We start from the raw sequence: 12005 nt of genomic DNA on the forward strand, positions 1-12005 counted from the left end.
ACCCAATCGCTCGTGAGAAAGTACACAACGCAGCAACTATCGCTGGTGTAGCATTTGCGAATGCATTCCTAGGTGTGTGTCACTCAATGGCTCACAAAATTGGTGCTGAGTTCCACCTACCACACGGCCTTGCTAACGCACTACTTATCTCAAACGTTGTACGTTACAACGCGAACGATAACCCAACTAAGCAGACTGCATTCTCTCAGTACGACCGCCCACAAGCACGTCGTCGTTACGCTGAAGTTGCTGACCACCTAGGCCTAAGCCAAGCTGGTGACCGCACTGCACAGAAGATTGAGCGTCTACTGACTTGGTTAGAAGAGCTTAAGAAAGACTTAGACATCCCACTATCTATCCAAGAAGCAGGGGTTAACGAAGCAGACTTCGTTGCTAAACTGGATGAGCTAGCGGTAGAAGCGTTTGATGACCAATGTACTGGTGCAAACCCACGCTACCCTCTAATTACTGAGCTACGTGATGTGCTGCTAGCATCTTTCTTTGGGTTAGAGTACGTTGAAAAACCTGTCGCCAAAAACGCAACTAAAAAAGATGCTACAAAAAAAAACAAATCGGAAAGCAAAAAACTAGTTGAAGTTTAATCCAACGTAACTCTATAAGAACGAGCCCATCGATTATCGCTTTCTTTGGGCTTTATCTTGCCAATGTCAACCAATATTATGACAGGTTATAGTATTTACGGAGAACGATTCACTACCAAAGACTGAATCAAACAATCCCAATGATTGTGTCAATATCGAGCTTTTTCCATAGGCAAAATCACTCAGGGCAAAAACCTATATCTTATGATTCTGGTAACTCTGATGGCCCTTGATATGGAATACAAAAATTAAACTTTGCACCAGAAAAACGACTCTCTTCCACTTCTATACACCAGCCTGAACGTTTCACTGCTGCGTGAGTAATTGCAAGACCCAACCCAAAACCTCCCGTCTTTGAAGTTCGGCTCTTATCTAATCTCGAGAAAGGGACAAAAACTTCTTCTCGTTTGTCTTTTGGAATGCCTTCCCCATCATCCTCAACAACCATGCAAACTTCATTAGGTTTAACTTCTATGGTCAGTAAAACTTTTTTACTTGCGTACTTAATGGCATTTTTTATTAAATTATCTACGACTAAGCGAGCCATAGTGTGGTCGCATAAAATCATCACTTCATCGACAAAGTTGCACTCTACACTCACCTCTCCATGAGGTAATGCCGCAACACGAGATCGAACAAACCCCACAAACTCTAAATCCATTTTACGAGCTTCGTAGAATGACGACTCTTTAGAAGTTAACCGCGACAGCTTAATAATATCTTCGGTCAACGTATTAATATCCTCGATATATAGGTCAATATCATCAAGTAATTTAGGATCGATAGAGGGATTTTTTACGCGAATAAGATCACTGACCAATTGAATACGGCTCAATGGAGTGCGAACTTCGTGAGGAATAGCCTGAGCAAACACCTGACTTTGAACAAGGCGGCTCTCAATTTCATCAGCCATACGGTTGAAGTTTTTAGCCACATTACCAACAGGGTCAGGCACACTCGGATCGGCTCTCTTCGAAAAGTTTCCATCACCAAATTGAGCTTGAGTGCTCTGAAATTCCTGCGCCTGATATTGTAATTGTCTTGTAGGAAGGTAAATGGCAAAAATAAAAATCGGAATAACACCACATATCAAAGAAAACAAAAACAGAATAGAAGTGGTTTTAAACCAAGGGGTTGTATAGGTGAAGTAATCTTTATCTTTGGAAAAAACGAGGTAATCAGAGCTGTTTGGGATAGCCATTACCGATGTATAGTACTGTTCACGATCGTAAATAACAGAACCATCGATTTGAGTTAGTTCCTGACACGACGGACAAGGTGGAGAACCATCCCATTGTCTAATAAGCTCGAGTTCCATTGTATAGGAGTGAATTTTATCCTGTAGTTGTAAATCGGCATACAACCCAACACTTTTCTGTTCACTCGCTATATATTTCTCTAAAAAGAGATGGCTGTCTCTGAGAAACGACTCTACGTTACTCTTATATAAATAGCTTTCTCCTACCCCAAAAGTAAAGGTAATAATCAATACAATCGAAACGACAATTCCGATATAGAGCCGACAAAACATACTCGAACATTTGTTAATCATCGACAAGCATATACCCTTTATTTCGAATAGTTCGAATCATGGTTCCAGAGCACTTAGCACTCGCTAATTTTTTCCTCAGGCCTGATATTCTCATATCGACTGAACGGTCATTAAAGCCATGCTCCATACCTCGCAACAACTGGCAACACTGCTCCCTGCTTACAATGTCCCCCTTGTTATCTATTAATATTTGTAAAATCTCGAATTGTGCCGCTGTTAATTGAAGGTCCTGACCTTGGCAAGCCACTATTTTTTTTATTTCATCGATTTGAAAAGCATAAGGGAACTTATTCGGCAACGAAAATTCAGGTTTAGCACTTCTCAATAACCTTCCTTCTTTACGCCTTAACAATGCTTCTATCCGGGCTAAAAGAACATGCCCTCGAACCGGTTTCGTCATGTAATCATCAGCGCCAAACCGCAGCAAACTGACTTCGCTCATTTCCTCTTCAGATGCAGTGAGAACTAATATCATCCCTTGATAAAATTGCTTTGCCTTCACGCAAATATCGGCTCCGTTCATCCCAGGAAGCATCAAGTCCAGTAAAACCAAATCGGGGTGTACATCTTGAATCATTTGTATTGCATCAGCACCATCATCAATCGCATGGACCTCATAATCATCGGCCTCTAGATACATCTGTACAAGACGACGAATCTCTAAGTCATCTTCAACGATTAGAATTTTACCTTTACTCAAAATCTCACCTAAATAAATCAAGATTACTTACTAAATATATACCCAGTGATTGTAAATTAAAGCTTCAGTAAAAAAGTAAAATGGATACATAACTTACAAAAGTCATACCTCAAGATCTCATCATCCCAATAGTTGATGCCATATCCTGTAATAATTTGACTTATTTTCTATTATTTTCAGCTGTATGACCCTAAAGCAATTCAATTCGGAAAATTGCTGTTTAATAGCCTAATAAGTAACCATGGAATTTCACTGTATAAAGGCCAAAATATAATCACCAAAATTTCACTCCTTTCATAACACTCACGCCCCTTACAAAACTTACATCTCTTTATTCGACCGAGTTATAAAACAGATTTAATATACCGTTACTGTCTCATTTTTGGATTTAATGTATGAAAGTAATGCTCACTGCGCTAGCCACCTTATTGACGGTATCTCCTGTCTTAGCTAGCAGTAACATCGTTCACGAACTCACTTACATAGGCTTTGGATATAAACATGCAACTCTTGAAAAAGGGGCATTTGCAGATTATTTGGATAACCAATACTCCAATAATGAAGACAAAGCACTCGGTGGGTTGTACCTTAACCTTGGTGTAAATATTACCGAGTCACTATTTATTGAAGGCGATGCTGACTTTGTTACTCGCGTAAGCTCAGAAATAGATACTTGGAAACTTGGGGCGGGGTTTAATGCGTCGATCAACGACCATTTTTCGATACCTACCTCATGTGGTGCAGTCAACTATCGAGCAGACAGTGACTACAGTAATTCATACAGCGAACAAGCTGCCTACTGTAAAACCGGAGCTCGCGTTCAAGCAGCAAAACATTGGCTGATCGATCTCTCCTATCAACACGACTTTTTAGACGCAGATAAAGACACGTTCAAAATGAACAACGTGTTTCAATTTGGACGCGTCTTTGGGTTAGTAGCCGGCATCGAAACATCTAAACGCCGGTACTCCGAGAAAGCCTTTAATTTAGGTGTTCAATTCACGATGTAAACCGACTATAGAATTTGACGCATGAGTAGAGCCAATACTTCCATATCGCATACATACGATTACAAAACAGGTTAAGATCCACTATTTTGTCTAAGCTACAATTGGAATATTTAAAATCTTATCCCTTTATCCAGAGAGATCTAATGATTGATTCCAATGAAACCATGCGTAAACAAGTTTTAAGTGCTCTCTGCATAACACTGATGGTTATGGCTATTCCCATGTCCATTGGTAACAGCTTTGTATTTCCTAACAAATCTTATGCGTTATCAATAATAGAAGTATTTTATATCCTATTGGGTGGATACACTCTCTATCAAATTCGAGATAACCAAAACGTCACACTGCACTCTCACCTTCACGTCTTCTTTATTGCTGCGGCAATTTGTTTCGCTGAATACGCTAAGCCCATCGAAGAAGGCATCTACATTTGGTCTTGCAGTGTGCCTCTTCTCTTTTATTTACTGTTAGGAAGTCGTAACTCATTCACATACTCGATGGGGCTATTGTTTATCCAACTCTCGATCTTGTTGCATGAAATAGCCCTCTACAATAAGCACGAATACATACTCTCAGTCGTCAATTTTTTGTGTGTTTACTTGGTAATAACAGCTGTGAGTCGTAAATATGAGAAGGAGCGTGAAGGCTCTAAGCTCTACGCTCGATACCTTGGCAGTCATGACTTACTGACAGGAGCACTGAGCCGTAACTCTTTACTGCAAACACTCAATAATGATTTCAATGATTACAATTCATTCATTATGTTCGATATCGACAACCTAAAAAAAATCAGTAGCAAGTTTGGTTACGCATATTCGGATAAGTTGATTAAAGAAGTCGTTCAAAGAACCTATACCATCATTAATCGGGATTACTTATATTACTTGGGTGAAGGACGATTCGTTGTACTAATCAAAAGCGATAGATTTAGAGAAAGTGCAGTGAATGAATTCAGTTTGGTCAACGATATTCAACAAACGGTCTCCGCTACCCCTTTCGCCGTCAACGAGCAGAAAATTGCAGTGACACTCAGTTCAGGAATCGCAGAGCTCAGTAAGTTCAATACGATAGAGCATGTATGGTATGAAGCTGAGGGTAACCTAGTGCTAGCTCGAAGCCATGGTTCATCAAGCATTTTTAAGAATCGTACTAGTCTCGTTAACTAGCTTGCGGCACTCTTTCAGGTAAGAACATAGTGAGATACGAGCCTGACATTCGCACCTCACTAATCATTGAGTCCAACCTCAACAGACTAGAAGTTGTATTTTGCACCGATATTGATTGAGCTGATATCTGAATTCTTAACGCTCACCACTTCATAGGTCGTTTGAGCCGTCAATGGGCCAAAGTGGTAGCCTAGGCCGCCGCCATAACCTAGCTCAACCACAGACTCTTCAATTGTGCTGTTGAACTGATTAGTCACGTTTGTCGTTATCTTAGCGGTATAGCTAACATTATGCAGACCAACCTTACCAAGAAGATAGAAATTGTCACTAACGTAAAATTTAGGGATAGCATTAATACCAATGGAAGTAGCTGACAGATCAACTTGAGCGTAACTCCCCTGACCAACGTACTCTCTTACTACAACGCCACCCAAATCTTTATACTCAACTTCAGCCGCCAAAGTGAAAACGCTCCCTAACTCAAAATCGTATCCGGCACTAACAGCAAAGCCATCATCACTGCTTACTTCTTCTGAATAGGCCACCTTACCGTGCCCTAGCTGTGAATAAGCTGCACCAAGATAAAAACCGTTCGCAAATGTTGAACTAGAAACAGACACAAGCATTAGAGTTAAAAGCGTTTTCTTCATATGAACCTCAAGTTAAAACATCAATTGGAATGCCCTATTCACACAGAAATTTAAAGGGCATTGAAACTTGAAGTAGGTTACCAACTTTCTAAATCGCCATTGGTAAGGCAGTGTAATCAACGTAACGAGTGACATTTACAAAGAGCTCTCCCACCTTTTTACATTACTTTCTAGATACTCCCTCCGACACTCTAATTATTACATATGTGTAATAATCATTTTCCATTTAATGGGATTATCAAAAGCCACAGTCACACCTATACTAGCGCCAACAAAACGAGAGAGCGGAAACAATTAAGCTCAACTACTCTTAACGAGTTAACGTTAATTGAACAGTTATCCGCTGTACTGACATATATAGGAAATATCCAATGACAATCGAAATTAAACCTGGTCAAACTCATATTAAATCAAAAGCAATGGTTGCATGGGCAGCTGGTGAACCGCTAAAAATGGAAGAAGTTGATGTACAACTTCCTAAAGCTGGTGAGGTTCTAGTTCGTATCGTTGCTACTGGCGTTTGTCACACTGATGCATTCACTCTTTCAGGTGACGATCCAGAAGGTATCTTCCCTTCAATTCTTGGTCACGAAGGTGGCGGTATCGTTGAAATGATCGGCGAAGGCGTGACAAGCGTTGAAGTCGGCGACCACGTTATCCCTCTTTACACAGCTGAATGTGGCGAATGTAAGTTCTGTAAGTCTGGTAAAACTAACCTTTGCCAAGCGGTTCGTGAAACGCAAGGTAAAGGCCTAATGCCAGACGGTACTAGCCGCTTCTCTGTAAATGGCGAAACTATTTTCCATTACATGGGTTGTTCTACTTTCTCTGAGTACACAGTACTTCCAGAAATCTCTCTAGCGAAAGTTAGCAAAGAAGCACCACTTGAAGAAGTTTGTCTTCTAGGTTGTGGCGTTACAACAGGTATGGGCGCAGTACTGAACACAGCTAAAGTAGAAAAAGGCGACAACGTTGCTGTATTCGGCCTAGGTGGTATCGGTCTATCTGCAATCATTGGCGCTCGCATGGCTGGTGCTGACCGCATCATCGGTGTTGATATCAACGAGAGCAAATTCGAGCTAGCGAAACAACTTGGCGCGACTGACTGCATCAACCCAATGAACTACGACAAACCAATCCAAGACGTTATCGTTGAGATGACAGACGGTGGCGTTGAATACTCTTTCGAGTGTATCGGTAACGTTAACGTTATGCGTCAAGCACTTGAGTGCTGCCACAAAGGTTGGGGCGAATCTGTAATCATCGGTGTTGCAGGCGCAGGTCAAGAGATCTCAACTCGTCCATTCCAACTAGTAACAGGTCGTGTATGGCGTGGCTCTGCTTTCGGTGGTGTTAAAGGCCGCTCTGAGCTTCCAGAAATCGTAAACCGTTACATGGCGGGTGAGTTTGGTCTACAAGAGTTCATTACTCACACTATGGGTCTGCAAGATGTAAACGAAGCATTCGACCTAATGCACAAAGGTGAATCTATCCGTACTGTTCTACACATGGATAAGTAATTCTCCTTGGTCTCGACACTTCGGTGTCGAGACCACAGTTCTGACTTAAACATCAGAGCGAAACTGTCTTCACCACCTCCTGCCCGGTAGGTGGTGAAACCTTTAGCTATAACTTTGGCTTTAGTATTAAACAACCCAAACACATTAATTCCGAAACCATCAACCTAACGGAGCACAATAAATGACAATCGAAAACATTAGCCAAGCAAAGGTTGCTGGTGGTTGGCACAAACAATACACCCACTTTTCAGCAACGCTTGACTGCAACATGCGTTTTGCGATTTTCTTGCCACCCAATGCAAGTAAAGAAAACCCAGTTCCTGTTTTGTATTGGTTATCAGGCTTAACCTGTACCGATGAAAACTTCATGCAAAAAGCCGGCGCTTTCAAAGCCGCAGCTGAGCAAGGCATCGCTATCGTTGCCCCAGATACAAGCCCACGTGGCGAAAACGTTGCCGACGATGAAAACTACGACCTAGGCCAAGGTGCAGGCTTCTACGTGAATGCGACTCAAGCACCGTGGGACAGCCATTACCGCATGTACGATTATGTAGTAACAGAGCTCCCAGCGCTGATTGAATCGTTCTTCCCTGTAACATCAGTAAAATCGATTTCTGGTCACAGCATGGGCGGACATGGTGCACTAACGATTGGCATCAAGAACGAAGATAGCTACCGTTCTATCTCTGCATTCAGCCCGATAACGAACCCAATGCAATGCCCTTGGGGACAGAAAGCATTCAACCAATATCTAGGCTTAGATATTGAAGAATGGAAACAGTACGATGCTTCTGAGCTTTTAAAAACCAAAGGCACTAAGCTGCCAATGTTGGTAGACCAAGGTGAAGCTGATAACTTCCTAATTGAGCAGCTAAAGCCTGAACAATTAGTTGAAGCCGCTAAGGCAACCAATGCCGATTTAGAGCTACGTATACAGCCAGGTTACGACCACAGCTACTACTTTATCTCTAGCTTTATTGATGAGCATATTGAGTTCCACGCTGCTTACCTAAACAAATAGTCACATCTATTTAGCCCACACCTTGCAAAAGCGTGAGGTGTGGGCTTTTTTGTGCCTGCTGTTTGGCTTCAACTATCTTAAACAACGATTAACACTTTTAAACTCCAACGCTATACCAACACAAATAACACAATGATAAAGGTACGAATATGAGCTGGTTTTTCTTGATAATGGGCGTAATGGCTGAAGCACTTTCTCACGTTGCACTTAAAGCCACTGACGGGTTTAGTTTGTCTAAGCCAGTGCCCGCATTGCTGGTGATCTCTGGGCACTTGGCAGCGTTTCTATTTTTGAGCCAAGCAATGAAGGGAATGCCAGTTGGTGTGGTGCACTCGCTATGGGCAGGATTAGCGATTTTGACAGTGAGCTTAATCTCGACCTTCGTTTACAGCCAACATCTGGACACTAAAGTTTGGATTGGCATGGGGCTTGTTGCCGCAGGCGTCATGTTGATCAACCTATCACAAGGCCACGCGCACTAATTTGCCCAGGCGCTTTTAGATAGAAAGCGTCTGAAAGGTAAGTTATGAACAGTGCGTCAATTCGTTCAAATTTCCTAACAGAGTGGTGTCGCCTTCACTTATTCATACTCTTACAATCAACAAATCAAACCTGTTACCATAGCACCTTCAACATTACCTATTTTGAAGGTTGCTATGAAAGCAATTAAGACTCTTTTCTTCCTGATGGTTTTGGCTTGCGGCCTATTTACGGCTTGGTTATTTATTCCAATCCCCGCGACCATAGACAAGCAAACGCTCGATGTCCCACTGACGGAACCGTTCAAGCTTGTGGCGTACCGCAGTAATCCAAATGATGCGAGCAAGCCATTTACTTACCACTACTATGTGATTTCAGATGTAGTTGGCGTTGACAACATGGACCCGTTCCTAATTACAACCGATCAGTTTGTGAAGCTTGGCGACTTCGACGAGAACACATTCAAGTTAACGGTAAACGGCAAGATAGAGAGCTACACCAACGATTTGTGGATTGAAAAATCTGACGGTAAGTTTCAACACTGGTATGTCAGCGTTGATGCGAACTACGTTCGTTAGATACGAACTCAAATAACTCCAACTTTAAAACTGCGCTCTGGTTTCCAAGCGCAGTTTTTGTTTCTTACCTACCGCTTTCCCCAGCAATCTCCCTATCACCGGCTTTTCGGGTGTCATAACCTCTACATCTGTTATAAGCTCGCTCTATAAAAGGCTCTCAATAAATCAAAAATAATAAAGGATCACCCGTGGAATTTACGCTCGACAAATTTAACGGCATCATCATTGACCCGCTAACTGCACCACACGATGCTGACTCATTCCATTCTGAGCTCAGCGAAATCACCGAGTTTTCACAGCAGAACAATAAAGGCATTATCTGGATTAGTTTGCCTATTTCGTTGTCGCATCTAATCCCAATATCCACTGAACTAGGCTTTGTGTTCCATAACTGTCTAGAAGACGAGATTACGCTGATCCATAAATCCGAAATCGTCGAATTTGTGCCTTTCATCCCAACCCATACTTTGGGGGCTGGAGCCCTGATCACCAACGAACACAACCAAGTGCTGATGATCAAAGAGCATGGTATGGCAGGCTATAAATTACCGGGTGGCCACATTGAACTTGGCGAGGGTATTGAAGAGTCTGTGGTTCGAGAGACCTTGGAAGAGACAGGCATCGAAGCCACGTTTGTTTCAGTGGTTGGCATGGCAACGCGCCACCCATATCAGTTTGGCAAATCAAACCTCTACTTCGTTTGTCACCTTATTGCTCAAACTCAAGAGATTGCGATTCAAGACACTGATGAAATAGCTGAAGCCAAATGGGTAGATGTAGAAGAGTTCATCAACAATACTGAAAACTACCCGTTCAACCGACAAATGGTTGCATCTTTAATTGGCAAACAAGGTTTGGAACTGACGCAGCTCGAAGGCAATTCAGGCCCCACTCATAAGCCCGAGATCTTCTTTTCTAAAAACGAATAATAAAACGGTTGTTCGAGAAGTTTACACCATGAAAAAGCGCCATTAATAGGCGCTTTCAAAGGGGAAATGTCTGAATCAAGTAAATCAATAAACTAATCGTATCCTTTAAAGCCCGTATTAGCTTCGCCCAGCCATTGCCAACAAGCTGCCTGTACCAATAAATACACTGCCGAAAATACGGTTTTGCACAATCATATGACGGCGATTCTTAACCAATCCGCTCAACCGACTAGCTAATAATGCATAACCACACATCACAAGCATATCGACGGTAAGTAAAGTACTGCCTAGCACTAGTATCTGCTCTACATGGGGACTGCTTGACACAATAAACTGGGGCAAAAGAGCAACAAGGAAAACAATACTTTTAGGATTGGTAACGTTGACAATCACTGACTGACAAAACATTTTCAAGCCACTTACTTTCTGCTGGTGTCCTTTGTAATCTGTATTATCCACCGTCTCGGTAAACTTCTTGATGCCTAAATAAATTAAGTAGAATGCCCCGACCCACTTTATAGCAATAAACGCAACTTCTGATTGGGCAAGAACAGCACCAAGTCCAACACCAACTATCGCAATATTGAACATATTCCCAACTTGTAACCCAATGTTTGAAATCAAGCTTCGGCGAAAGCCGTATTTCATTGTTATTGACATCATATTCACGGCCCCTGCACCAGGAGAAACAGCTAAAACAATGCACGCCATCAAAAACGCAAACCACAAATCAAAATTCATTTAAGATCCCTTCTAAAGTGACATCGACTCTAGACTTAAGTCGTCGTTGTAGCTAGTTTACTCACAACACAAAAGTAGAAAAACTAAGTTTTTATATATTCATTCGTAAGGAAACCTATGGACACTCGATTTCTTGAAAGCCTTGTCGCAGTCGTAGAGGAAGGATCAATAGCCGCTGCAGCTCGTGCCCAAGGCATAACACCGGCAGCCATCAGTCAAAGGATTCAAGCGTTAGAGGGCGAGTTTAATTGTAAGCTATTTAGACGAGCAGGAAGTACTGTTCAGGCCACATATGCCTGTTTGGCGGTTGTCCCAAAAGCAAAATCGATTATCAGGGAGACTCGTGATCTTATTGAAGTTGCACAAGGGTCAGGATTAGATGGCACGTTAAGAGTGGGAGCTAACTCAACATCATTAACCGCGTTTATCCCATCGACTCTCAAGTCCATTCGGGAAGTTGCGCCACAGGCAAAATTTCATATCATTCCTGGGAATTCGATCGATTTAAATCGGAGCCTTATCAATGGCGACCTTGATGCAGCGATTATCGTTGCCCCTCCCTCTGTCATTCCAAAAACATTGCGATGTAGAGAACTGAGAAATGAGCCTCTTGCGTTAATTCATAACAAAACGATTCAAGGCTCTATTGCAAGTATACTCGATAACAACGCTTATATTAGATATGACCCTACCTGTTGGGGCGGGCAGATGTCTGAACGATTCATGAACGACACGGGGATGACTAAAAATACCATTTTTGACCTGGATTCCCTTGAGGCGATTGCTCAACTGGTGGTGGAAGAGGTTGGAGTATCAATTGTTCCAGTCTGGCCAGGCTTGGAACTCTTTGATGAACACATCACCATCACACCAATAACCAACAAGAAATACAACCGGAAGATGGTACTACTGAGTGCATACCACCCTAGACAGCCCAAACTACTCGAATTGTTTGTAAAACATTTAGGTGAACTCGACTCGATTACACTGCAAAAAAGTGAGTCAGAGCATTAAGGAACGGGACAATAAAATGGGAAAAAGCGCCGTTGATACGGC

General features: G+C 42.2%; 12 protein-coding genes and 1 pseudogene. 9 read left to right on the forward strand and 4 right to left on the reverse strand.

Going from position 1 to position 12005, the window contains the following annotated elements; all coding sequences use genetic code 11:
* Nucleotides 1–602, forward strand: a pseudogene (locus tag ATB74_RS00005) (iron-containing alcohol dehydrogenase); the annotation flags it as partial.
* Nucleotides 603–804: 202 nt separating this feature from the next.
* Here ATB74_RS00005 and ATB74_RS00010 read toward each other — a convergent pair.
* Nucleotides 805–2154 (reverse strand): ATP-binding protein, encoded by a 1350-nt coding sequence (locus ATB74_RS00010; RefSeq protein WP_081090039.1) that lies wholly within the window; start codon nucleotides 2152–2154, stop codon nucleotides 805–807.
* Nucleotides 2147–2854 (reverse strand): response regulator transcription factor, encoded by a 708-nt coding sequence (locus tag ATB74_RS00015; RefSeq protein ID WP_061015587.1) that lies wholly within the window; start codon nucleotides 2852–2854, stop codon nucleotides 2147–2149. The genes ATB74_RS00010 and ATB74_RS00015 overlap by 8 nt, the downstream gene beginning before the upstream one ends.
* A gap of 395 nt (nucleotides 2855–3249) precedes the next feature.
* Between ATB74_RS00015 and ATB74_RS00020 the strand changes: the two genes are divergently transcribed.
* Together ATB74_RS00020 and ATB74_RS00025 are read left to right on the forward strand one after the other, a co-directional pair.
* Nucleotides 3250–3864 (forward strand): hypothetical protein, encoded by a 615-nt coding sequence (locus ATB74_RS00020; protein WP_061015589.1) that lies wholly within the window; start codon nucleotides 3250–3252, stop codon nucleotides 3862–3864.
* A 143-nt stretch (nucleotides 3865–4007) separates the two neighbouring features.
* Entirely contained in the window at nucleotides 4008–5030 is a 1023-nt protein-coding gene (locus ATB74_RS00025; RefSeq protein ID WP_061015592.1) for a GGDEF domain-containing protein, read from the forward strand.
* A gap of 86 nt (nucleotides 5031–5116) precedes the next feature.
* On the opposite strand, the gene ATB74_RS00030 is transcribed toward ATB74_RS00025, so the two are convergent.
* Nucleotides 5117–5680, reverse strand: a complete 564-nt coding sequence (locus tag ATB74_RS00030; RefSeq protein ID WP_061015594.1) for an outer membrane beta-barrel protein — start codon at nucleotides 5678–5680, stop codon at nucleotides 5117–5119.
* A gap of 371 nt (nucleotides 5681–6051) precedes the next feature.
* Here ATB74_RS00030 and ATB74_RS00035 point away from each other — a divergent pair, with 371 nt between their 5' ends.
* From ATB74_RS00035 to ATB74_RS00055, 5 genes are all read left to right on the forward strand, one after another.
* Nucleotides 6052–7200, forward strand: coding sequence for an S-(hydroxymethyl)glutathione dehydrogenase/class III alcohol dehydrogenase (locus tag ATB74_RS00035; protein ID WP_060981037.1), 1149 nt, complete (start codon nucleotides 6052–6054; stop codon nucleotides 7198–7200).
* Nucleotides 7201–7381: 181 nt separating this feature from the next.
* Entirely contained in the window at nucleotides 7382–8221 is an 840-nt protein-coding gene (gene fghA, locus ATB74_RS00040; RefSeq protein ID WP_061015596.1) for an S-formylglutathione hydrolase, read from the forward strand.
* Nucleotides 8222–8370: 149 nt separating this feature from the next.
* Complete coding sequence (locus ATB74_RS00045; RefSeq protein WP_061015598.1) at nucleotides 8371–8703, forward strand: DMT family transporter; 333 nt, start codon at nucleotides 8371–8373, stop codon at nucleotides 8701–8703.
* Between the two features lie 174 nt (nucleotides 8704–8877).
* On the forward strand, nucleotides 8878–9279 hold the full coding sequence (locus ATB74_RS00050) for a hypothetical protein (RefSeq protein ID WP_061015601.1): 402 nt from the start codon (nucleotides 8878–8880) through the stop codon (nucleotides 9277–9279).
* Between the two features lie 188 nt (nucleotides 9280–9467).
* On the forward strand, nucleotides 9468–10208 hold the full coding sequence (locus ATB74_RS00055) for an NUDIX hydrolase (RefSeq protein ID WP_061015602.1): 741 nt from the start codon (nucleotides 9468–9470) through the stop codon (nucleotides 10206–10208).
* 117 nt (nucleotides 10209–10325) lie between these two features.
* On the opposite strand, the gene rhtB is transcribed toward ATB74_RS00055, so the two are convergent.
* Nucleotides 10326–10949, reverse strand: coding sequence for a homoserine/homoserine lactone efflux protein (rhtB, locus tag ATB74_RS00060; RefSeq protein ID WP_061015605.1), 624 nt, complete (start codon nucleotides 10947–10949; stop codon nucleotides 10326–10328).
* Between the two features lie 117 nt (nucleotides 10950–11066).
* Between rhtB and ATB74_RS00065 the strand changes: the two genes are divergently transcribed.
* A complete protein-coding gene (locus ATB74_RS00065) occupies nucleotides 11067–11963 on the forward strand; it encodes a LysR family transcriptional regulator (RefSeq protein ID WP_061015607.1) in 897 nt (298 codons plus the stop codon).
* The last annotated feature ends 42 nt before the right edge of the window (nucleotides 11964–12005 follow it).

The organism is Vibrio splendidus, assembly GCF_001557875.1.
Taxonomy (GTDB): Bacteria; Pseudomonadota; Gammaproteobacteria; order Enterobacterales; family Vibrionaceae; genus Vibrio; species Vibrio splendidus_F.

Coding starts and splice junctions, on each gene's coding strand:
- ATB74_RS00035 (WP_060981037.1), top strand. CDS start 6,052: ATGACAATCGAAATTAAACCTGGTCAAACTCATATTAAATCAAAAGCA.
- ATB74_RS00010 (WP_081090039.1), bottom strand. CDS start 2,154: ATGATTAACAAATGTTCGAGTATGTTTTGTCGGCTCTATATCGGAATT.
- ATB74_RS00030 (WP_061015594.1), bottom strand. CDS start 5,680: ATGAAGAAAACGCTTTTAACTCTAATGCTTGTGTCTGTTTCTAGTTCA.
- ATB74_RS00065 (WP_061015607.1), top strand. CDS start 11,067: ATGGACACTCGATTTCTTGAAAGCCTTGTCGCAGTCGTAGAGGAAGGA.
- ATB74_RS00050 (WP_061015601.1), top strand. CDS start 8,878: ATGAAAGCAATTAAGACTCTTTTCTTCCTGATGGTTTTGGCTTGCGGC.
- rhtB (WP_061015605.1), bottom strand. CDS start 10,949: ATGAATTTTGATTTGTGGTTTGCGTTTTTGATGGCGTGCATTGTTTTA.
- ATB74_RS00020 (WP_061015589.1), top strand. CDS start 3,250: ATGAAAGTAATGCTCACTGCGCTAGCCACCTTATTGACGGTATCTCCT.
- ATB74_RS00045 (WP_061015598.1), top strand. CDS start 8,371: ATGAGCTGGTTTTTCTTGATAATGGGCGTAATGGCTGAAGCACTTTCT.
- fghA (WP_061015596.1), top strand. CDS start 7,382: ATGACAATCGAAAACATTAGCCAAGCAAAGGTTGCTGGTGGTTGGCAC.
- ATB74_RS00025 (WP_061015592.1), top strand. CDS start 4,008: ATGATTGATTCCAATGAAACCATGCGTAAACAAGTTTTAAGTGCTCTC.